Origin of the sequence: Streptomyces sp. HD (assembly GCF_028369295.1) — a bacterium.
In the GTDB taxonomy this organism is placed as follows: Bacteria; Actinomycetota; Actinomycetes; order Streptomycetales; family Streptomycetaceae; genus Streptomyces.
Genome location: NZ_JAQMYP010000001.1, coordinates 263098 through 284377 on the forward strand (window position 1 = coordinate 263098; position 21280 = coordinate 284377).

General features: G+C 70.1%; 18 protein-coding genes. 4 read left to right on the forward strand and 14 right to left on the reverse strand.

Annotation, left to right across the window (positions count from 1 at the left end; all coding sequences use genetic code 11):
- The first annotated feature begins 1 nt into the window (after position 1).
- Together POF73_RS01215 and POF73_RS01220 are read left to right on the forward strand one after the other, a co-directional pair.
- Complete coding sequence (locus tag POF73_RS01215; RefSeq protein WP_272112458.1) at positions 2–1954, forward strand: AMP-dependent synthetase/ligase; 1953 nt, start codon at positions 2–4, stop codon at positions 1952–1954.
- Between the two features lie 332 nt (positions 1955–2286).
- The gene (locus POF73_RS01220; protein ID WP_272112460.1) at positions 2287–2721 is read left to right on the forward strand and encodes a hypothetical protein; all 435 of its coding nucleotides are present in this window, start codon (positions 2287–2289) and stop codon (positions 2719–2721) included.
- Positions 2722–2789: 68 nt separating this feature from the next.
- Here POF73_RS01220 and POF73_RS01225 read toward each other — a convergent pair whose 3' ends face one another.
- The 3 genes from POF73_RS01225 to POF73_RS01235 form a co-directional block, all read right to left on the reverse strand.
- Entirely contained in the window at positions 2790–6884 is a 4095-nt protein-coding gene (locus POF73_RS01225; RefSeq protein ID WP_272112461.1) for an SGNH/GDSL hydrolase family protein, read from the reverse strand.
- A 63-nt stretch (positions 6885–6947) separates the two neighbouring features.
- Positions 6948–7436, reverse strand: a complete 489-nt coding sequence (locus POF73_RS01230; protein ID WP_272112462.1) for a hypothetical protein — start codon at positions 7434–7436, stop codon at positions 6948–6950.
- Entirely contained in the window at positions 7427–7984 is a 558-nt protein-coding gene (locus POF73_RS01235; RefSeq protein ID WP_272112463.1) for a hypothetical protein, read from the reverse strand. Before POF73_RS01235 ends, POF73_RS01230 begins: the two co-directional genes overlap by 10 nt.
- Before the next feature lie 294 nt (positions 7985–8278).
- Here POF73_RS01235 and POF73_RS01240 point away from each other — a divergent pair, with 294 nt between their 5' ends.
- On the forward strand, positions 8279–9577 hold the full coding sequence (locus tag POF73_RS01240) for a glycoside hydrolase family 26 protein (protein WP_272112464.1): 1299 nt from the start codon (positions 8279–8281) through the stop codon (positions 9575–9577).
- Here the strand turns inward: POF73_RS01240 and POF73_RS01245 are convergent.
- Genes POF73_RS01245 through POF73_RS01280 form a run of 8 tightly spaced genes read right to left on the reverse strand, consistent with a single transcriptional unit; the run spans position 9568 to position 19046 of the window.
- Positions 9568–10680: a GNAT family N-acetyltransferase gene (locus tag POF73_RS01245; protein WP_272112465.1), complete on the reverse strand. Its 1113-nt coding sequence runs from the start codon at positions 10678–10680 to the stop codon at positions 9568–9570. The two genes, POF73_RS01240 and POF73_RS01245, sit on opposite strands and share 10 nt — an antisense overlap.
- Entirely contained in the window at positions 10677–11342 is a 666-nt protein-coding gene (locus POF73_RS01250; RefSeq protein WP_272112466.1) for a lipopolysaccharide biosynthesis protein, read from the reverse strand. The genes POF73_RS01245 and POF73_RS01250 overlap by 4 nt, the downstream gene beginning before the upstream one ends.
- Positions 11339–12481, reverse strand: a complete 1143-nt coding sequence (locus POF73_RS01255) for a glycosyltransferase (protein WP_272112467.1) — start codon at positions 12479–12481, stop codon at positions 11339–11341. Before POF73_RS01255 ends, POF73_RS01250 begins: the two co-directional genes overlap by 4 nt.
- A complete protein-coding gene (locus POF73_RS01260; protein ID WP_272112468.1) occupies positions 12478–13284 on the reverse strand; it encodes a polysaccharide deacetylase family protein in 807 nt (268 codons plus the stop codon). The genes POF73_RS01255 and POF73_RS01260 overlap by 4 nt, the downstream gene beginning before the upstream one ends.
- Entirely contained in the window at positions 13274–15007 is a 1734-nt protein-coding gene (locus POF73_RS01265; RefSeq protein ID WP_272112569.1) for a lipid II flippase MurJ, read from the reverse strand. The genes POF73_RS01260 and POF73_RS01265 overlap by 11 nt, the downstream gene beginning before the upstream one ends.
- A 47-nt stretch (positions 15008–15054) precedes the next feature.
- Positions 15055–16443, reverse strand: coding sequence for an O-antigen ligase family protein (locus POF73_RS01270; RefSeq protein WP_443049382.1), 1389 nt, complete (start codon positions 16441–16443; stop codon positions 15055–15057).
- A 6-nt stretch (positions 16444–16449) separates the two neighbouring features.
- Positions 16450–17910 (reverse strand): exopolysaccharide biosynthesis polyprenyl glycosylphosphotransferase, encoded by a 1461-nt coding sequence (locus POF73_RS01275; RefSeq protein ID WP_272112469.1) that lies wholly within the window; start codon positions 17908–17910, stop codon positions 16450–16452.
- Positions 17907–19046, reverse strand: coding sequence for a glycosyltransferase (locus POF73_RS01280; protein ID WP_272112470.1), 1140 nt, complete (start codon positions 19044–19046; stop codon positions 17907–17909). The genes POF73_RS01275 and POF73_RS01280 overlap by 4 nt, the downstream gene beginning before the upstream one ends.
- Before the next feature lie 347 nt (positions 19047–19393).
- Here POF73_RS01280 and POF73_RS01285 point away from each other — a divergent pair, with 347 nt between their 5' ends.
- Complete coding sequence (locus tag POF73_RS01285) at positions 19394–19699, forward strand: hypothetical protein (RefSeq protein ID WP_272112571.1); 306 nt, start codon at positions 19394–19396, stop codon at positions 19697–19699.
- A 342-nt stretch (positions 19700–20041) separates the two neighbouring features.
- Here POF73_RS01285 and POF73_RS01290 read toward each other — a convergent pair whose 3' ends face one another.
- The 3 genes from POF73_RS01290 to POF73_RS01300 form a co-directional block, all read right to left on the reverse strand.
- Positions 20042–20362, reverse strand: coding sequence for a hypothetical protein (locus POF73_RS01290; protein ID WP_272112471.1), 321 nt, complete (start codon positions 20360–20362; stop codon positions 20042–20044).
- A gap of 61 nt (positions 20363–20423) precedes the next feature.
- The gene (locus tag POF73_RS01295; RefSeq protein ID WP_272112472.1) at positions 20424–20744 is read right to left on the reverse strand and encodes a hypothetical protein; all 321 of its coding nucleotides are present in this window, start codon (positions 20742–20744) and stop codon (positions 20424–20426) included.
- A gap of 62 nt (positions 20745–20806) precedes the next feature.
- Positions 20807–21175: a hypothetical protein gene (locus tag POF73_RS01300; protein ID WP_272112473.1), complete on the reverse strand. Its 369-nt coding sequence runs from the start codon at positions 21173–21175 to the stop codon at positions 20807–20809.
- Between the last annotated feature and the right edge of the window lie 105 nt (positions 21176–21280).

Below are 21280 nucleotides of genomic sequence, written 5' to 3' on the forward strand. Positions count from 1 at the left end.
CATGGGCGTACGCAAGGATCTGAAGCGGGCGAAACAGCGCGCCGATCTGCTGGACCGCACCAGGGTCGAGATCGTCAAGGACGACCAGGGCGTGGTCCGCGAGGCCCGCACCCCGCCCCTCGCACCGCGGCCCGCCACCGGCACCACCGCCGACCTCCCCTTCACCAACGCGTCCGAGGCCCCCGACGCCGTCGTCCTGCGGCGCAAGCGGGGCGGCACCTGGCACCCCGTCACCGCCACCGCCTTCGCCCGCGAAGTCACCGCCGTGGCCAAGGGGTTGATCGCTGCAGGGCTCGAACCCGGCGGGCGCGTGGCCGTCATGTCCCGCACCCGCTACGAGTGGACGGTCCTGGACTTCGCCATCTGGGCGGCCGGCGGCCAGACCGTCCCCATCTACGCCACGTCCTCCGCCGACCAGGTGGAGTGGATCGTCCGAGACTCGGGCGCCCGCCATGTCGTCACCGAGACGCAGGAGAACACGAAGACGGCGGCGACGGGCACGGCGCAGCACCAACAGCCCCCGCGCATATGGCAGTTGGCTGAGACATCAGCTGCTGCGGCAGCGGGTGACGCCCTCGCCGAGCTCGCCGCCCTGGGCCAGGACGTCCCCGACGACGAGGTCGCCGCGCGCCGCGCGGCCCTCACCCCCGACACCATCGCCACCGTCTGCTACACCTCCGGCACCACCGGCCGGCCGAAGGGCTGCGTCCTCACCCACGGCAACCTCCACGCCGAGGCCGCCAACACGGTCGAGCTGCTGCACCCGATCTTCAAGGAGGTCACCGGCCAGGAGGCCTCCACCCTCCTCTTCCTCCCGCTCGCCCACATCCTCGGCCGCACCCTCCAGATCGCCTGTCTGATGGCCCGCATCGAGATCGGCCACTGCCCGAGCATCAAGCCCGACGAACTCCGACCGGCCCTCCAGGAGTTCCGGCCGACCTTCCTCGTCGGCGTCCCGTACCTCTTCGAGAAGATCCACGACACCGGCCGCGCGACGGCGGAGAAGATCGGCCGCGGCGCCTCCTTCGACCGCGCCGACCGCATCGGCGTCCGCTTCGGCGAGGCCTACCTGAACAAGTTCCTCGGCACCGGCAAGGGCCCCGGCCCCGGCCTCTACGCCGCCTGGGCCCTGTACGACCTGCTGGTCTACCGCCGTATCCGCAAGGAGCTCGGCGGCCGGATGCGCTATGCCATCAGCGGCGGCTCCCCGCTGGACCGCAACCTCAACCTGTTCTTCTACGCCGCCGGAATCATCGTCTACGAGGGCTACGGCCTGACCGAGACGTCGGCCGCCGCCACCATCGTCCCGCCGCTGAAGCCCCGCCCCGGCACGGTCGGCCAACCGGTCCCCGGTACCGCCGTGCGCATCGCCGAGGACGGCGAGGTGCTCATCAAGGGCGGCATCGTCTTCGGCTCGTACTGGAACAACCAGGCCGCCACCGACGCCGTGCTCCAGGGCGACTGGTTCGCCACCGGCGACCTCGGCGCCCTCGACGAGGACGGCTACCTCACCATCACCGGCCGCAAGAAGGACATCCTCGTCACCTCCGGCGGCAAGAACGTCTCCCCGGCCGTCCTGGAGGACCGCCTGCGCAGCCGCCCGCCGGTCGGCCAGTGCATCGTCGTCGGCGACAACCGCCCCTTCGTCGCCGCCCTGATCACCCTGGACCCGGATGCGGTGGCGCACTGGCTCGCCGTCCGCAAGAGGCCCGCCGACACTCCGATGGCCGAGGTGATCCGGGATCCCCGGATCCGCGCCGATGTCCAGAAGGCCGTCGACTACGCCAACGAGGCGGTCTCACGCGCCGAGTCGATCCGCGCGTTCACCCTGGTCGAGGGCGAGTTCAACGAGGACAACGGCATGCTCACACCGTCCTTGAAGGTGAAGCGGCATGCGGTGATGTTGGCGTACGCGGGGGAGATCGAGGCGCTGTACGGCAACCCTCGTCAGTAGCAACTCGAAATAACGCAATCAGGGTTGCTGGAGGGGGCAATATAGTCAGTATTGAATGTGAACATAGCGCCTCGTGAATGGACAGGTATATGCGGGTGCTGCGGAGGGCCTGGGTGGGGTCGGCGTCTGTGTTGGTGTGCGTTTCAATGCTGGCTGGGTGCAGTAGTGATGGGCTGAAGGATCTGGCCAGGTCCGGACAGGCCGAGGAGGCGCGTAAGAGCGTCAAGCAGCGAATGCGGGAGTATGCCCGTCGAGTTGGGGAGGAGCACCCGGATCTTCATGTGACGGTAACGGAGACAACCGATGTGTGCTCAGGTGGGGGAACGCCTCCTGTGTTCGATCCGGATCCTCCAAAAAAGCCTGACATGTCGTGCTACATGAGGATGTACTCGTATTTCACGTCCGGGGCGGACACCGATGCCGTGCTGTGCCGGATAGCGAAAGAAATGAAACCCATTTACCCGTCCGACAGTGCAGTGGCCGAAGCATGTAAAGGTAAGGCCACTGGCCTCCATGGTGTTCTTGACGGCAAGAGCATCGCATTCGAATGGATCCCTGCGGACAAGGTGGCCGAGGGCTCTGGCCGCCTGACAGGGGAATACTACGAGGATTCAGCAAGCGATCCATCGGGTGTCGACCTGGAAGCTGCGGCCAAAAAGCACGGGGGCATTTTCCTTCTCAGTGACACGAGGAACTACCTCAGCTGCACCAAGTTCGGTGACGGCGGCGGCAGTGAGGACTACTCCTGCACGCCGAGCGGTGAATGACCGGACGACGAAAGGGCCCTGGCGGGGGATCCCGCCAGGGCCCTTTCTCAGCAGGTCGTCAGGTCGGGTCAGGGTGCCCAGCCGTTCAGACTGGCTTCGAGCACGTCGGCGTACAGGCGCGCTCCGGCGATCTTCGGGTGGAATGACTGAGCGGACAGCCCGTAGTCCTTGAGCAGGGGGAAATCGACGGCCGGCTTGTCGCTGTCGACGAGCTTGGTGACGATGCCGTGGATGCTCTCCGGGTCGCCGCAGATGCCCTTGCCGTTGAACTTGGCGATGGGGTTGGCGAACTTGGCGTCAATGCCCTTGTTCTTGGCATCGGTTACCGCGTTGCCCATCTCCTTGGCCAGATGTGTGGCCACGGTCCCGAGCCACTGGGTTGTGGCGGGAGAGAGCCCGTACGGCAGACCGATGTTCAGCTTCAGGCAGCTCCCGTCGCCGGAGACCAGGACGGGGTAGCCCATGAGGAGGATCCTCGCGTTGGGCGCCTTTTGCCGGATCTTCTCGATGGTCGCCAGAACATCTCGGCGTACGACGGAGGTGATCAGTCCCGGTACGGCGTCCTTGAACGGCTTCCCGAAGAACTGCTCATCTCCCGCGACCTTCGTGTCATCGAAGTTTTCTTGGTCGAAGATCGAGTCGGCACAGTTCCTGTCGCCCGCCAGAATGCACTTCTGGATGATCGGGGTGAAGCGTGCGTCGTTGCCGCCGATCGACATGGTGACCATGGTGGTGTTCTGATCCAGGTATCCGGCCTGGAGCTGCGAGAGTTCACCGTACTGGCCGTATTGGTCGATGTTGTAGCTGCGGGCGCCGGAACAGGCGACCATCTTGTAGTCCAGGCCGGTGCTGTTGGTGTCGGCGAGTTCTCCGATCGACTTGGTCATGCCCGGCAGCGTGGCCTGACGAGACCACGCCTTGTTGGAGCGGTGGCAGGCATCCCGCGCGGAATCGCTGGTGCTCGAACGGTAGTTGCTCTCCGGGTAGTAGTTGGTGTTTCCCTCGGATGCTCCTTCGCCGGAGGAGAACGAGTCACCCAGGGCGACGATCTGGTCCGCGGGCTTGCGGGGGAGCTTCTGGAAAGCGACCGCGTCCCAGGCGACGTCCTCAGTGCCGTCGCCGTCCTGGGTGAAGTTGCTCAGGGACACGCTCGGGGTGCCGGTGAAGTTGAAGACACCGAGGTTGACCCATGAATTCTTCTGGGTTCTCTGCTGGATCGCACGATTCGGTGAAGTCGAGTTCGACCCGCCCACCGTGTATACCGCTTGCCGGGTGTGCGCACCGTGGTCAGGGACGTGGACCAGGACGCGGGCCCAGCCGATACCGGACTGGCCCAGGGTCCACTTTCCGGTCACCTTCATACGGCCGCTCAGGCTGGGGTGAGTCTCCGGCTGCCGTGTGTGCGCGAACCAGAAATGATCCCCGTATCCTGCCCCGATCTGATGCGTGTCGATCTTGCTCGGGTACGTCGTCATGGTCAGCGTCGAGTCGTCGGGGCGTTCCATGGTGGTATTCCATGATCCGAAGCTGAAGGCGAACGTTCCGTCGGACTCGACAGGGCCGCAGCCTCTTGCCGTGGATCCTGTGGGTGTGGTGCCCTTCGGGAGGTTGTCGACGACCAGAGTGCCGTCCGGGAGGCCGCTGGAACAGCGGGGCGGGTAGGCCTTTCCGTCCGGTTGTTCGCCGTAGCTGGTGTCGAACCGGTGGACGCCGTTACCGCACTCGGCCAGGGTCTGGCAGTCCTTCCAGGTGGGCGCGGCATGGTCCCACCAGCAGTGCAGCCAGTGCGGGTTGGTCTCGCTGGTCCCGCTGTCAAGGGTGCATGCCCCCTGGCCCTGGTCGTTGGAGTCGTTGTCGCCGATCTTCGACGGGTCGCAGTGGTTCGTCGAGTCGCAGAACAGGTCGACGGGGGGCTGGGCGTTGCTGCGGGCACCGATGGTGTTCCACCAGGCGGACAGGTAGCCGGGCTTGAAGTCGCCCGGGGCGACCAGGGCTGAGATCGGGCGCGCGGCCCAGCCGATGACCTTCTCCTCATAGGGCCAGTCCTGCGGGTGTGCGGCGTGGCTGTAGTCGTCGCCTCCTCCCGCGCCTTCGAGGAACATGGGGCGGTTGGCCTTCCACAGCGGGTTGGCCGGGTTGTTGGTCCACCCGACACCCTTGTGACCGGCGGAGTCGGCCGTCGTGTGGAAGCCCGAGTTGTAGGCCCACAGGGCGAAGAACCAGTTCTCGATGTACTGCGGGTGCCTGTTGTTCAGCGTCAGGCCCGCGTTGTAGGTCTCGTTCCACTTGTGGGACAGGATCTGCGCGCCCGCCGCGATGTTGACGGTGTAGTCGACCGCCACGGCCTGCTGCTTCAGGGTCGAGAGGGTGTCCTGACCCTTGTTGGGAAGTCGCATTCCGTCGGTGGCCTGGGTGATGCCGTAGCCGCAGTCGGCGTCGAACCAGTTGATCGACCACGGGTCGTTCTGCTGGCCGGAGGCGGCGTAGTCGACACCGTAGTAGTTACCGACCAGGGAGTTCGCGGTGACTCCGGGGACGGCGAAGCGGGTGGCCTGCCACATGTTGGATTCCTGCGCGGTGATGCCGAGCAGCACCTGCGAAGGGATGTGCCACTTGTCGGTGACGTCGGGATCCTCGTTGTCGAGGGTTCCGTTGGGGTCGCCGGCCAGCACGATGGGCTGGAACATGGATTGCGGCGTGTAGGCGCCGATGCCCGTGTCTTTCCAATTCGCGGGGCGAGTCAGGTTGAGTTCGCCGACGACCGCCTGATCCACTGCCCATTCCACCTGGCGCGGGTTCGGCTGGAACGCCTGGAGCTTGACGTCGTTGCGCGGTACGGAGCAGGTGCGCTCGTCGGCCTTCTCGCTCGGGTCACTGGCGCTGCCGGGCTTGGGGTCGGTGAATGCGGTGATGGCCTGGGTGCGGGTCATCTGGGTCGACATGCCGTCGCTGTCGATCTCGCCGCTGCTGTCGCCCTGCGGCTCAGCTCCGGGAAGCGACGGGGAGACGCCGCCGTCGTGGCCGGCGCTGGGAGTTACGTCGAGGATGGCCTTCTTGTCCGTGGCCAGGGACTTGAGGTTCAGCCGGGCGGGGCGCGCCTGGTCGGCGTCCTCGGGGTTGATCAGTGTGGTCTTTCCGTCCGACCACTGGGTAGTGGCGGCGGACAGTCCATGGCTGGAGACCAGCGCTCCCTTGGTGAGGCCACCCGGGTTGGCGACGGCCCTGGGCAGCGTGCTCTTCGTCTTCGCCTCACCGGTGATGAAGACATTCCCCTTGGCCGAGGAGGCCAGATCCCATGCGTCGAGGTTGCCTTCGGCCAGGGTGACCGGCTTCGCCGTTCCCTTGATCCGCTTGGCCCAGGACTTCGGCGTCTTGTCCGCCTTCTTGTCCAGCTCGCGATCGATGAACGTGACACCGCCGTCTGCGTCCGCGGTGATCTGGAACGGCACCGTGCGGGTGCGGGCCAGCTCGATCTCCTTGCTGCCCTTGATGCGGACGAGCTTGTTGCCGTGTGCGGCAACGATCCCGCCCTCTGCGGGCACGGCGGAAGTGACCTGTCCCGGGAGCACGGCCGGCTTTGCGGTCCTGCCGGTGGCGGCGTCAACCGTGATGAGACGGGTCTTCTGCTCTGTGTCTCCGTCGTGGGTGAGCTGGGTGAAGACAGCATCGTCGCCATTGCCGCAGCCGGGACTGAAGTAGGCCAGTGAGGCGCTGTGGGGGAGCTTGGTCACCTTCCCCGAGTCGAGGTTGACCAGGGCGGTGAACGCGCCGCGCACCATCAGCTCGGGTTTGTTGGTGAACATACGCGGGGCGTAGGCGACGGCGGCGTACTTCCCGGATTCGGTGACGCAGTGATTACCGATCCAGGTGTCGGAGGCGAAGCCTTCCTCGTACAGGGTGGCCGCTGTTTTCAGGGCATAGCCGTCCTTGGCCTTTCCGGTGAGGACATGCAGCCCGGTGCCGTCGCCGGAGATGGTGACGATGCGGTCGTCGCTCTTCTGGTAGTCCGCGCCGAGGATTTGCTCACGGTCCTTGGCGGGTATGGCCGATGGCTTGAGCTTGACCGGATTTCCGTCAGTGGTGTCGGTGGCCCAGCCGTCTGCCGCATTCGGGGGTGGTGTGGGTTCCGCTGCTTGTGCGGTGGTGATGAGCGATGTTGTCATCGCTAAGGCTGCCGTGAGGGCAGCCAGCGTCACGGCTTGTTTGTGTCTCATTCCCGTCTTTCGTTAGTAAGTGATGACGGAGTCGATGTACACCTTGAGATCTTCCTGGCGCACTTCAGTGGCATGGGACCCCACGGCCTTGGACTGCCGGCCGACGGCCGCGGGTTCGATGGAACCGAAGTCGAATTCGGCGCTGTATGAGACGCCTTCGGAGCTGACTGTGATCTGCGTCTTGTACCGGAGGGCTCTACCCGCGTCGTTGCGGACGTTGCAGGCCACATTGATGCCGTACTCGCCGGGCGTGACCCGTGCTTCGACATTGCCCAAGGTGACGACCTTCGTGTCACCGAGGTAACTGATCACCGGTGTCGGTTCAGGCGTGGGTTCTTCGGTCGGTTCGGCCGCCGGCGACGGTGGGGTGGTCACAGATTCCGTGGCTCTGTCCGGAACGGTCTGACCGGTGGTGCAACCAGCGGTACCGATGATGGTGGCGGCGATGGCTGCGCCGTACGCGATACGGCGCAGTCCGCCACGAGTGGTGGTCAGTTGCATCCGGACATCGTGAAGTAGTTGTCGACGACGACTCCGGAGCCGTCCAGCATGTATGAGTACGCCTTGCCGCAGCCGCCGCGCTTTTGGTACACGGGTCCCGCGTAGGTCTTGTAGTACCCGAAGTCTTCCTTGACGGGGTCGGCCGTGAAGTTGGACCAGAGCTTGATGCCCATGTTGCGGGTGTAGCCGGTGTCGTTGAACAAGACGCCGCAGATGTATTTGTCGTACAGCTTGTTGGAGCCGCTGTACTTGCCGTTCCACCACAGGTAGAGGCTGGCGTTGTTGCCGTAGCGCGCGGCGCCGGCGGAGATGGTGTAGTCGGAGCCGCAAACGTTGGCGGCAGCCGCAGTCACAGCGGTGTTGTTTTCCAGAAGGGTCTTGCCGTCGGCGCCTTCGATCATCTTGAGGTCCTTATTGCCTCTGATTTCGATGATCTTCGGTTCCTTGGTGCCGGGGTCAGCGGCGGCGCCGGCGCTCGTAGCGGTGGCGGCGGTCAGGGCCAGGGCTGCGGCGGCGATGGCCGTACGTAAGACGGAACGCTTGAACACGGATCCCCCTTGTCATGTCCCCGATTCGGAAACGTGTGCGACTGTATCTCCTTCGGATGTCCCGCAATAGCGTGTTGAGCTGGTCTTGAGCTTTGCGAACACGGAATGTCTCCCTCCCTTTCCTCGCGTCGTGGGCCATCGGTTTCCTTACGCCGAGGGAGGGTTGGTTTTCGATCACTCGTAGGACCGAAAGAGCCAGGGATCAGGGGCTCGTTCGGGCGCACTCCATTGGTGCGACGGCGGCAGATGTGACTACCTATCACTAAGTGAGAGGAGCTGCGCCGAGGAGGAAGCATGGCCCCTGACCGTCGCCGGTCCACCCCCAGAGGACTGGCGTTCATCACCGCCGGAGTGGTCGCCTCGACGGCGCTCGCCCCGGGCACGGCCTTCGGGGCCGACACCGCACCCCATCGCGAACCGCGGCATCCCGAGCCCATGACGCAGTCGGCGCCGCGGGCCCAGGAACCCCCGGGACCGCCCGTCGACGACCGCCCGGCGCCGCGCCCCGATCCCGTCACGTCACCCACGTCACCCATGTCACCCACGCCGCCCGACCCCGCGCACGCCCCGCAGGGAGTGGCCGCGTACGGCCCCGCGTTCGGGGCGTTCCTGCACTACGGCCCCGTCGGGCTGGAGCGCATGAAGCAGCTCAGCCGCTGGCTGGGCGGCCATGAGCTGCGGGTGGGGCACACCTATCTGCCGGGGGACCTGTGGAGCAACATCGAGGGCGCGCACGGCTTCCTCGACAGCTGGGCCGAGTGGCGGCGGGCCAAGGACGACCGGATGCTCGTCCTCAACGTCCCGATGATGGAACGCAACGAGGAGCACCTCTCCGACGCCGCCGTCAGAAAGCTGCTGGGGCAGGCCGCGTCCGGCGCGTTCGACGACCACTTCGAGGTGCTGGCGAAGCGGCTGGTCGCCCTCGGTGTGCCGGACACGGTCGTCGTGCTCGGCTGGGAGATGAACGGCATCACCTACACCCACCGCTGCGGGCCCGACCCCGATGCCTGGAAGCGGTACTGGCAACGCATCGTCACCGTCATGCGCTCGGTCCCCGGACAGAAGTTCAAGTTCGACTTCGCCCCGAGCCGGGGCATGGACGCGATCCCCTGGCCCGAGTGCTACCCGGGCGACGAGTTCGTCGACGTCATCGGCATGGACGCCTACGACCAGCCGCACGGGCTCGACTTCGACGAGCAGGTGTCCGAGCCGTACGGTCTCCAGCACCACGTGGACTTCGCGCGCAAGCACGGCAAGCCGATCTCGTATCCGGAATGGGGCCTGTTCCGCAACGGCGACAACATCAGGTACATGCTGCGCATGCTCGCGTGGATGGACCAGTACAAGCCGCTGTACAACACCATCACCGACTACTGCCCGCACGGCGTCTGGCTGTGCTCCGACAACCCCCACGCCTCCGCCCTGTACCGCGACCTGCTGTCCAGCCCCCTGCTGCCCCGGCCGGAACCCGGGCCGTCGGCCACCACCCCGACCGTGCCCACGGCCTCCCCGGAACCGGGCAAGCCGGCCGGCCCGAGCCCGACACCGGTGCCGGCCGAGCCGTCGGCACCACCGGCCACGCCCTACCGGTGATGCGCGGGACCGTGGCTGCCGCGCAGGACCGTCTTGGCCCGGTGGCGGACGGCAGCCTCCCCGGCGGCGGCCGCCAGCAGCGGGGCGGTGCGGCGCCGGGCCAGCAGGAAGCGCTGGTTGACGACCGTCTCCGGGTGCCAGCGGTGCTTGTACGGCTCGTCGCCGCGCAGCAGGCTCAGCACCCGGCGTCCGTCGAGGGACTTGAGGTGCTCGCTGGACGCGTGCAGCAGCATCACCGCCACGTCCACCTTGCGCTGCCGCAGCTGCGGATCGAGGCCGTACAGATAGGTGCCCGCCAGTCCCCCTGACAGCAGGTTCACATTGACCGCCATCACGGCCCCTTCGAGCAGGAACTCCATCACCGCCGCCTGCCCGGACCGGGCCATCGGGGCCACCGACCGGACCAGGTGCTCCAGGAACCGCGGCCGCATGTGCTCCGACGACATCCGTCTGCCCTGCCACTGCAGCCGGTGCAGTTCGAGGAGCCGGCGCAGCGCGTCCTCCGTCTCGTCGGGGCGCACCACACGCCACTCGACGCCGAGCCGCGTGAGCCGGTTCACCTTGTTGCGCAGCCGCTGGGCGTGCCGCGACGACAGCCGCTCCGCCAGCTCGTCCATCGCGACGGCGGGCAGCTCCAGGCAGACCGAGTCACGCATCCGGAGCCGGGGCCCGCGCCAGCACAGGTAGACCCGCTCCATCGCACCGCCCGGCCGCACCTCGCGGAAGTCGACCAGGGCGGTGCGGGCCAGGTCGGTCAGCGCGTCCGCCAGCGCCCCGGCGCCCGGCGCGGCCACCGCGTCGTCGATGAGCACATCGCACAGGTCGGTGATGGCGCCGCCGAGCGGCACCAGCGCCGGCAGCGGATGGTGCACCCGCATCAGCGGGGCCGCCGCCACCAACTCACCGCCCCTGCGCACCAGGACGAGCCGCAGCCGGCCGGGCGTGCCGTACGACAGCCACCACGAGTGCAGCCAGTCGTGGCTCTGGAACGGCGTCGCGGACGGGCACGCCCGGTGCAGGCGCTCCCACTCCCCGGCCAGCGCCGCGAACTCGCGCTCGTCCGTGCAGAGCTCCACCGACAGCGCGCGGCCGGGCGCGGTCACCCGAGGGTTCCGTGGGCGTCGGCTGCGCCTGCCGGTCCGGGCACCGACGCCCGGCCCGTGTCGTCGCCGTCCTCGCCCCGCCGCGGCCTGGCCAGCAGCGCGAGGCCGCCCAGCAGACCTCCGGCGCTCGCACCCACCAGGGCGGTCAGCGCCGCGGACGCGGACGACGGTTCGGTGGGCGTCAGGGCGCGGGAGAGACGCTCCAGTTTGATGCCGGTGTCGTCCTTGGTGTGGTCCGCCTGGGTGAGCAGCGCCCGGGACACGGCGTTGGCGATGTCGACCGCCTGACCGGGGCTCGACGACGTCGCCGAGACCGCGATCATCGGCGCGTCCGGCGAGGTCGCGACGTCCACGCTCTTGCGCAGCGTCGACACCGGTACGCCCGCCCACACCTGCGCGTCCCCGAGCACCGCGAGCTGGGTGGCGACCCGGCCGTACGCCTGCGCGAAGCCGAGCGCGTCGGCGCGGTCGGCGTCGGTACCGCCGTTGGGCACGACGACGACGGAACTCGTCGCCGTGAACTCCGGCGGCCGCAACAGGCCGTACGCGCCACCGGTCACGGCACCGAGCAGCGCGCCGGCCGGCAGCCACCACCACGGGGACGGCCGGGTGAGGCGGGCGAGGTCGAACAACGGGGGGCGCCCAGCGGGGTTGTCCGTCATGAGGGACTCACTTCCGAGGTCGAGCCGGACAGAGCGGCCGTGTACAGATCCATCAGCTGCCGGGCGGTGCCCTGGATGTCGTAGCGGTGCACGGCGTCCGGCACGGTCCGCTCGCCCGGGCCCGCCGCCCGCAGCCTCAGCAGTTCCCGCGCGTAAGCCCCCGCGCCGCCGGTGACGCGCCGGGCCCCGGGTGCCGCGTCCGGCGGCAAGTTCTCGACGGCCGGGCAGCTCGCGTACAGCACGGGCAGCCCGGCCGCCAGCGCCTCCACCACGGCAAGGCCGAAGGACTCCTCCGGCGACGGCGAGGCGAGCACGTCCATCGCGGATAGCAGGGAGACCAGGTCGGGCGCCTCGTCGCGGGAGTCGGGCAGATACGGACGCTCGCCCGTCAGCACCACCCGGCCCGCGACCCCCAGATCCCGGGCGGTGCGCCGCAGCGCCTCCTCCTCGGGCCCGCCACCGACCAGCAACAGCCGTACGCCGAGCGGCAGCAGGGCCAGCGCCCGCAACAGCACGTCGAAGCGCTTGCCCGGGGTGAGGCGCCCGACCCCGCCGACGACGAACGCGTCCTCGGGCAGCCCGTGGAACGCGCGGGCCTGTTTGCGGCGCGCCTCGTCGTAGTGGAAGCGGGCCGCGTCGATGCCGTTCGGGATGACCCGGATGCGCTGGCCGGGCACACCCCAGTGCCGCAGCCGTTCGGCCACCGTCGGCGAGACGGCCACCGTGGCACGGCCGAGGCGCTCGCCGGCCAGGTACAGGGCACGGACACCGGCGCTCTGCGGCCGGCCCTCAAGGTGGGTGGCGCCGATCGAGTGCTCGGTGGCCACGACGGTCTCGACCCCCGCGAGGCGCGCCGCGATCCGGCCGTAGAGACAGGCCCGGTACAGATGGGTGTGCACCAGGTCGTAGCCGCCGGAGCGGATCAGCCGGGTGAGCCGGGGCAGCGCGCCGATGTCGCGGTTGCCGGTCATCCCGAGGTGCGTGACCTGGACACCGTCGGCGGTCAGGCCCTCGGCGACCGGGCCGGGATTGGTCAGGGTCACCACGTCGCACTGGGCGGGCAGATGACGCAGCAACAGGCGCAGCTGCTGTTCCGCACCGCCCACGCCGAGGCCGGTGATGACATGCAGGGCTTTCACACGACCTCCAGGGCATGGGCGTCCAGGGTGCGGCGGCGGACCCGGGCCAGCCGGCGCTTCAGCTCCAGCCGGGCCGGGGTGTCGGACTGCCCGACGTGGATCCGGGGCAGCGCGAGATCGCCGGAGCCGGCCGGGCCGGGGGCGATCGCGCAGGCGTAGCGGTAACCGGCGTGGCGTACGGCGTCGGTGGCGCGCTCGTCGAGATGGCCGTACGGGTAGCAGAAGCCGTCGACGTCGTCGCCGGTGAGGGCGGTGAGCAGGTGCCGGCTCTCGCCGACCTCGGAGCGCACGACCTGGTCGTCGGCCACGGTCAGGTCGGTGTGGGTCAGCCCGTGGGAGGCGATCTCCATGCCGGCGGCCCGGGCGAGGCGGATGCCGTCCGCGTCGAGCAGCGGCTTGCGCGGGCCGCTCGCGTCCCAGGCGTTCTCGCCGCCGAGCATCCCGGCCAGCACGAACACCGTGGCCGTGAAACCCCGGCGGCGCAGCACCGGCAGGGCGGCGGTCACGAAGTCGGCGTACCCGTCGTCGAAGGTGAGCCCCACCAGGCCGCGCTCCGCGCCACGGGCGCGCGCCGCGAGCAGCTCCCGCATGCTCACCCCGCGCAGACCGCGACCGGCCAGCCAGGCGAGCTGCCGCTCCAGACGGGCGGGGGTGACGGTGATGTTGTACGGGTCGTCCGGGCAGTCCGAGACCGAGTGGTACATGGCCACCCAGGCGGCGGGACGCCGCTTCGGTCGTGTTTCCGCGGCCGGTTCGGGGTCGGGTTCGGCCGCGCGGGGCGCGGCGGAGATGTCAGCCACCATGGCGAAGCTTTCGTGTGAGCGTGCTGGGGAAGGAATGCGTGACGGAAAGCAGAAGGGACCTGGTGCCGGCCGCGTCGAGGAACCAGGCCAGCAGCAGGAACACAGCGGTCGCACCGGAGCAGCAGGCGGCGACCGACGCCGCGGGCGAGTCGAACAGCCCCGCACAGACCAGCCCGGCCCCGGTGGCGCCGAGGGCCGCGCACACCGGCCGGGCCAGCTCGACGACGACCCGGCGGACCCGCACCGGCACACTGCGCGGACCCAGGCCGTGCAGCAGGAGCAGCGCCGTCAGGGTGATACCGGCCGCGTTGGCTGCCGCGATACCGCGCGCACCCCAGGTGCCCACGGCCCAGGCGCTGATCACGACGGTGGCGAAGGCGCCCACGCCCATCGCGCCCAGCGGGTACCAGGTGGTCCGCCCGGCCGAGAAGTACGACCGCACCAGCGCGCCCACCAGCGTGTGTCCGAGCAGCCCGAGCGCGTACACCCGCATGACGGCGGCCGTGGCCGCGGTGTCCTGTGCGGTGAACGCGCCCCGCTGGAACAGCAGTTGGATGATCTGCGGGGCGCACGCCACGACCACGGCGGCGCCGAGCAGGACCAGACCGGCCATCAGCACCAGATCCCGCTCGACCCGTTCCCTGGCCCGCAGTGTGTCGCCCTCGGCGATGGCCTGCGCCACCACCGGGAAGGTCACCACGCACACCATCAGCGACAGCGACATCGGCAGCTGGGCGACCTTCTGCGCGTAGTTGAGATGCGAGATGGCCCCGGCGGGCAGCCCGGAGGCGAAGAAGCGCTCGATGAGGACCTGCGACTGCCGGCACAGGGTGAACAGCAGCACCGCGCAGACGAGACCGAGCGCGAGCGACCGGCCACCGGGCCCCTCGTACAGGGACGCGGACGTGGGCGGGCACGGGGATGCAGGTGGGCACGGGGATGCGGGCGGGCACGGGGATGCCGGCGCGGGCCGGGGCGACCGCCCGGCGATCCGCCGCCACAGGGACGGCGCCTGTACGACGGCCATCAGGCACCCGCCGAGCGCGACCCCGAGCGCGGCGGACCGTACGCCCCAGCGCTCGCCGACGACGAACATCGTGGCGATGATCGCGATGTTGTAGCCGATGTAGATCGCGGCCGGGGCGAGATAGCTGCGGTGGGCCCGCAGCGCCGCGCTGCAGTACCCGGCCAGCCCGAAACTCAGCACGCACGTCGCCGTCAGCCGCGTGCAGGACACGGCGAGGGACGGGTCGGTCAGACCGGGCGCGAGGAGAGAGACCACCAGCGGCGCCCCGGCCGCGAGCAGGGCGGCGGTGCCGGCCAGCGCGAGGCACAGCCGGGGCAGCGAGGCGGCGACCAGGGCTCGTACGGGGTCGGGGGAGCCGAGCGCGAGTGCCCGTCGCGCCAACGCCACGCTGAACGCCGGCACCAGCACGAACGCCATGCCGTCCTCGATCAGCAGCGTCGCCGCCATCTCCGGCACGGTCCAGGCCACCAGGAACGCGTCGGTGCCCGCCCCGGCACCGAAGAGGTGCGCGAGCGCCTGGTCCCGGCCGAGGCCCAGGAGCGCGCCGGCCATGGAGAGGGTGGCGGAGAGGAGGGTCGCCTTGGCGAGGAAGCGGGCCGAGGGGGTGGGGGCCGGTGTGGGGCGGAGGCCGGGGGTGGTCAGGGTTTTGACGCCGGTGCCTTCGGGGGTGGCCGGTGCGGGGTGGTCGCCCGGCATCCCGGTGGCCGGGTCGGGCGTGCCCCCGGTCGTCGCCGGCCCGGGCCTCACCGCGGGCCCGATTCGGCGGCCCCGGTCGGCGTGCGCTCGGTCGAGGGGCGTCCGGTCGGCGTGCCTTCGGCGGACAGCGCCCACCAGGCGGCGAGGCCGAAACAGACGGCCGTCAGGGCCGTGGAGGGCCCGCCGATGTCGGCGTACAGGAAGTTGACGAGCTGCCACACGAGCAGCCCGCACACCGGGAGCGCGCAGTCGTGGACGCGTCCGCTCCCGCCCAGTCGGCGCAGTGCGCACACCAGCAGGGCCAGCCAGCTGCCCACCACCGTGACCAGGCCCAGCAGACCCTGCTCGCTGAGGACCAGCAGGTACATGTTGTGCGGGGACAGCAGCGGCACCCGCCGGTAGGCCTGGCCCGCGCCCGAGGTGTCGCTGCCCGAGGACAGCGCGAGCGAGGCATGTCCGTCCCGGTGCGCGGGAAAGGCCTTCAACCCCACGCCCGTCACCGGGTGTCGGTGCCACATGTCGGCCGCCGCCGCCCACATCGTGTACCGGTCGACGACCGACTGGTCCGGCGCGTCCGCGACCCGGGTGATGCTGGTCAGCCGGTCCTGCAGCGCGGTCGCGCCCACGCCGAGCCCGCCCACCAGCACCACCGAGGCCGCGACCGCCGCCGCGAATACCGCGACCGCCCGCCGCACCCCGGCCATCAGCAGCTGTGCCCCGCAGGCGATCGCCGTGGCGATCCAGGCACCCCGGCTGAAGGACAGCGCGAGCGGCACGAGCAGCACCAGAGCCGCCAAGGCCGCCACGACCCGCGCCCGCCGCACCCCCGAGCCGAGGGCGAGCCCGGTCGCGGCCACCACTGCGAGGGCGACGACGGTGGCCATCCCCATCACGTCGGCCGGCCCGAACGTCCCCACCGCCCGGATGTAGGCGCCTTGATACGACGCCCCGGTCCCGGTGAGGTACTGGTGCACCCCGACGGCCCCCTGCCACAGCGCGAGCCCGACCAGGGACCACAGCACCAGCCGGGCGCCCCTCCGGTCGCGCACCAGCAGCAGCACCGCCACCGGCACGAGCACGAACACCTGCAGGTGGCGGGCGAGTCCGACGATGGCATCAGTGCTGGTCACGGCCCCCGTCGCGGCGACCGCGACACCCACCACGGGCAGTCCGAGCACGACCGCCGCCGTCCGCGACAACGGCCGCCGGGCCCGCCGCGCGGCCCGGAGCACCGCACACAGCACGGCCAGCCCCGAGGTCAGGTCGGCGGCCGTGACATGGCTGTCCGGTGCGACCGGCAGCCCCAGCAGGACGACCACTGCCACGACCGGCAGCGTGGACAGCACGGGGCCGGCCCGGCGCAGCAGCGGCGCGGGCAGCGACGGCACCAGCGGGGGAACGGTCACCGGGGGAGTGGTCGCCGAGGGAGTGCTCACCGGCGCTCAGCTCCCCGACGGCCGTACGAACTGTGCCGCCGTGCGCGCCAGGATGCAGATGTCCTGCCACAGCGACCAGTTGTCGATGTAGGCGTTGTCGTAGCGGCACCGGTCCTCGATCGAGGTGTCGCCGCGCAGCCCGTGGATCTGGGCGAGCCCGGTGATCCCGGTCCGCATCCGGTGCCGCGCCGGATAGCCCGGGTAGGCGCGGCTGAACTTGGCGACGAAATAAGGCCGTTCGGGCCGGGGACCGACCAGGCTCATGTCGCCGCGGAAGACGTTCCACAGCTGCAGCAGCTCGTCCAGCGAGGTGCGGCGCATGAAGTGGCAGAACCGGCTCATGTCCTGGTCGTCGGCCACACTCCAGCGGGTCGCCGCCTCTTGCGCGCTGGCGGGCCGGTGGGTGCGGAACTTCAGCATGGTGAACGGCCGCCCGTCCTTGCCGATCCGCTCCTGCCGGAACACCACGCCGGGCCCGTCCATGGCCCACAGCACGAGCGCGCACACCAGCAGCACCGGGGCCGCCAGCACCAGCATCGAGCCCGACAGCACCAGATCGAGCACCCGCTTGCCCGCACTGCCGTGCCGCCGCCCGCCGCCCGCACCCAGCGACCTGCGCGAGAACCCGGCCAGCTGCCCGGCCCGGTCACGGCGCCCGTCGAAGCCGTACGACGGATCCGCGTCCAGCTCCCACACCACGCACCCGTACGCGGCCAGCCCGCGCAGCAGCACGGCCTTCTCCACCCGGGTGGCGGCCCCCACCACCAGCAGCGTCTCCACCCCGTTCTGGATCTGCGCCCGGCGCGCCTCCAGCACCGTGGTGAGCACCGGCAGTCCGAGCTCGTGGCCGGGATCGCCGAGGATCTCCAGGTCGTCGGCGACCAGACCCACCGGACGGACGCCGCAGCCCGGGGTGCGCAGCAGCGTGGCCGCGACGCGCCGGGCCGTGGCGAGCGGACCGACCACCAGGGCGGGACAGGGCCGGTGCCGCAGCGCCCGGCGCCGCAGCATGTGCACGGCGGCACGGCCCGCGCAGGCGGCCCCGCAGTGCGCGGCCAGCGCCGCGACCAGCACGGTCACCGGGAGCGACCGCAGCGGGGAGAGCGCCAGGACCGCCGCCCAGCCGACGGCGATCCGGCCGCAGACGACCGGGATCTCGTCGAGGGCGCCGGGGACGATCGAGGTGTCGTACAGCGAGGCCCGCCGGTTCAGACCGAGCACACCGAGCGCCAGCAGGGCGAGGACCAGCGGATGTCTGTGCGGCGCGGGCACGACCAGGGCGGCCGGCAGGACGGCGGCGCCGTCGGCGAGCCACAGCAACACCGGGGTCCGCCGCGGGCGACGGACCGTCCGCCCGGCGAACGGCCGACGCCCGACGGCCAGGCCACCCGGGGCGGGAACGGAGAGGGCGCCCTCGGGCGCCCGCTGCTGCCCCGCGGGCGAGGCAACGGAACTTTCCGCGGTCATGTGGCGATGCACTTCCTGCCCTCGTTGGGTACGACCGGCGTGGGGACGACGCCGAGCAACTCGCGATACACGTCGGTTACCGCCTCCGTGGCCCGCCGCAGGTCATGGGCGGCAAGCACATGGGCACGGCCCTGGGCGCCCAGTTCCGCGCGCAGCGGCTCGTCCCGCAGCAGCGTGGTGAGCGCCCGGGCCAGCGCGCCGGCATCCTCCGGCGGCACCAGGCAGGACGGCGGGTGGGAGGGCGGCAGGCTCTCGCGCGCCCCGTCCACGTCCGTCACGACGACCGGCCGGGCGCACGCCATGGCCTCCAGCGGCGCCAGCGCCATGCCCTCCCAGCGGGACGGCAGGACCACGATGTCGGCGGCCCGGTACCAGGGGGCGGCGTCGGCGGCGGCCCCGGCGAACTCCACCGACGCGGGCGCCCCCGAGCGCAGTCGCTCCGCGTCCGGCCCGTCGCCGACCAGCATCAGCCGCGCGCCGGGCACTCGCCGCACCACCTCGGGCCAGGCTGCCAGCAGCACGTCCTGCCCCTTCTGCCGGCACAGCCGGCCCACGCACACCACGAGCGGCCCCGCCCCCGACCGCGCCCTGTCCCCGTCCGGCCGGAACCTGCCGGTGTCGACACCGTTGGGGACCACACGCCACGAGGCGGCGATCCCGCACCCCTCACCGGTACGCCGCTCGGCCTCGCTCACACACAGCACCCGCGTCGCCCACCGCGCCCCGAACCGCTCCCAGCCCAGCGCCAGTCGCGCGACGACACCACTCGCGGCCTCGAACGACCAGGCGTGCGGCTGGAAGACGGTCGGCACCCGGCCGTGCACCGCGAGCCGTGCCGCGAGCCCCGCCTTCGCACTGTGCGCGTGCACCAGATCGGGCCGCACCTCACGCACCAGCCGCGCCAACAGCCGTACCTCGCCCGGCAGTCGGGGCCCCGGCACACGGGTCGCCTCCCAGCGCAGCACCGTGCAGCCAGGCACACGCAGGGACTCCGTCAGCGTGCCGCCCGCCGGACAGGCCACCGTCACCCGCAGCCCCGTGGCGACCTGCGCCGCCACCAGGTCCGTCACGACCCGCGCGACACCGCCCGCCACGGGCTGCGCGACATGCAGGATGTGGGGCGCCGAAATACGCATGACCGAGGCTGCCCTTCCACAGAAAAGAGTCCGAACCAGCGCGGCACCAGCCACTTATCCATATTTATCTGCCAAGCAGCCGATCATGTCGGAACATCGGCGCGTTCCGAGTTGTTTCTCGCGCGATCCCACCCGATTGGAGCCGCCGCACCCGTGATGCCCACGGTGTTCGGCACAACGGGTCTTTTCGTATGAGTTCCTGGAAGTTCTCGGCCGCAGAGTTTCCCGAGCGACACCCTCTCGTTAGCCCAGGAGAACCGAGACCGAGTCACTCGCGGCGCCTGTGCTGTGAAATCCCTTGCGGCGTACGCGAGTTACGGAAGTCGAGTCACCAGGAAAGGAACATGATGAAGAACCTGAAGGCTGCCGCGGTCGTCGCCGGCTCCCTCGCCGTTGCCGGTGTCGCCGGTCCCGCCGCCGCGGTGGACGTGCCGGCGCAGGGCCTCGTCGACAACGGGAAGACGGTCGCCCGCAGCCTCCCCGCCGCCGCCAAGCTGCCGACGGGCTACGTGGGCAACAACGTCAAGAGCACGGCGGACGGTGTGAAGAAGGGCGTCAAGCGGTCCGGCGTGGTGAAGACCCCTGTGTTCGGCGGCACCCTGCCGAACCCCGTCGACGGTCAGCTGCTCGGTGGACTCCCGATCAACAGGTAGGCGATCAGGCAGGCGACTCGTTCCTCGACTTCGTCGCCCATCGGCTCGTTGTTCCGGGCCGGCTCCGCACTGCGCGGAGCCGGCCCTTCGGCGTTTTGGGGTTTTCGCTTCATTGGGCCAAATGAATGATGTGGGGTGACCGTGGCCGGGGCAGCGGCGTTAGTCCATTTGAATGGGCGCTTATTCCTCCTTGCCGGCGCTCCCTCACTGTGGCCCTGGCCGCGCTACGACGCGGCCGGGGCCACAGTCTTTCCGGGACTCGAAAAGATGAAGACGGGGCCGCACATAGCCGAGGGCGGTCCACCGGACATCCGGCGGACCGCCCTCGGCGTGAGGCACTGCTCAGAACAGCAGGCCGCCGACGTACGGGGCGTTCTGCTGCTGGTTGATCGTGGCCGTGTCGCAAGCCGCGTAGTGCGAGTTCGGCGCGGCCACGCCGCCGAGGACGGCACCGTTGGACCACGGGGCCAGGCAGCGGGCGTCGAGGAGGGCGCCGTTGACGACGGCGATCCCCTGCTGCGGTTCGTTCACGACGACCGGGGCCGACGAGAAGCCGCTACCGCCCTTGACGGTGGTGGTGTCGTTGTCCGCGGCGGCGGTGCCGCCGGCCGCGAGGACGATACCCGCGGCGATGGCGGAAATGGCCGTAACCTTGTTACGCATGAGCTGAGCCTTTCCGGGCTGCGTATGGGGGTTACCTGCTCCGAATTGCTCGGATCAGGAGTCAGAACAGCAGGCCGCCCTTGTAACCGGCGTTCTGCTGCTGGTTGATCGTGGCCGTGTTGCAGGCGGCGTAGTGCGAGTTCGGTGCCACGACGCCGGCGAGGACGGCCCCGTTCGACCACGGCGCGGCACAGCGCAGGTCCACGACCGTGCCGTTGGCGACGAGAATCCCCTGCTGGGGGGCGTTCACGACGACCGGGGACTGCGAGAAGCCGCTACCGCCCTTGACGGTGGTGGTGTCGCTGTCGGCCGCGGCGGTACCACCGGCCGCGAGGGCGATGCCGGCCGCGAGGACGGAGATGGCCGTAACCTTGTTACGCATGTTTGTGCCTTTCCGGGCTGCGTTGGGGGATTAACCTGCCCCGAATTTCTCGGAGGCAGAGGTCAGAACAGCAGGCCGGCGATGTACGGGGCGTTCTGCTGCTGGTTGACCGTGGCCGTGTCGCACGCGGCGTAGTGCGAGTTGGGCGCGGGGACGCCGCCGAGGACGGCACCGTTGGACCACGGGGCGAGGCAACGACCGTCGACAAGGCTGCCGTTGAGGACGACAACACCCTGCTGGGGCTCGTTGACGACGACCGGAGCCGACGAGAAGCCGGTACCGCCGGTGACGGTGGTCTTGTTGCCGCCGTTGGTGCCGGTGCCGCCGCCGTTGCCAGTTCCGCCGCCGTAGCCGCCGGCGGAGGCGATGCCGGCGGTGCTGATGACGGTGCTGAGGGCGAGGGCCGTGATGACCGCGAACTTCCTGGGCAACTCGGTTCCTTCCTGAATTCACGGTTGCGCACGCTTACGAAAAGGAAACCCGTATATGCACGCATAAGTCACGGCGGGAACATTCAAACGTGGGCAGATTCCATC

Excerpts from the sequence above, each read along its gene's own strand:
- POF73_RS01250 (WP_272112466.1), bottom strand. The coding sequence starts at position 11,342 with ATGACGGACAACCCCGCTGGGCGCCCCCCGTTGTTCGACCTCGCCCGC.
- POF73_RS01295 (WP_272112472.1), bottom strand. The coding sequence starts at position 20,744 with ATGCGTAACAAGGTTACGGCCATCTCCGTCCTCGCGGCCGGCATCGCC.
- POF73_RS01285 (WP_272112571.1), top strand. The coding sequence starts at position 19,394 with ATGAAGAACCTGAAGGCTGCCGCGGTCGTCGCCGGCTCCCTCGCCGTT.
- POF73_RS01290 (WP_272112471.1), bottom strand. The coding sequence starts at position 20,362 with ATGCGTAACAAGGTTACGGCCATTTCCGCCATCGCCGCGGGTATCGTC.
- POF73_RS01265 (WP_272112569.1), bottom strand. The coding sequence starts at position 15,007 with ATGCCGGGCGACCACCCCGCACCGGCCACCCCCGAAGGCACCGGCGTC.
- POF73_RS01275 (WP_272112469.1), bottom strand. The coding sequence starts at position 17,910 with ATGACCGCGGAAAGTTCCGTTGCCTCGCCCGCGGGGCAGCAGCGGGCG.
- POF73_RS01230 (WP_272112462.1), bottom strand. The coding sequence starts at position 7,436 with ATGCAACTGACCACCACTCGTGGCGGACTGCGCCGTATCGCGTACGGC.
- POF73_RS01280 (WP_272112470.1), bottom strand. The coding sequence starts at position 19,046 with ATGCGTATTTCGGCGCCCCACATCCTGCATGTCGCGCAGCCCGTGGCG.
- POF73_RS01225 (WP_272112461.1), bottom strand. The coding sequence starts at position 6,884 with ATGACAACATCGCTCATCACCACCGCACAAGCAGCGGAACCCACACCA.
- POF73_RS01260 (WP_272112468.1), bottom strand. The coding sequence starts at position 13,284 with ATGGTGGCTGACATCTCCGCCGCGCCCCGCGCGGCCGAACCCGACCCC.
- POF73_RS01240 (WP_272112464.1), top strand. The coding sequence starts at position 8,279 with ATGGCCCCTGACCGTCGCCGGTCCACCCCCAGAGGACTGGCGTTCATC.
- POF73_RS01215 (WP_272112458.1), top strand. The coding sequence starts at position 2 with ATGGGCGTACGCAAGGATCTGAAGCGGGCGAAACAGCGCGCCGATCTG.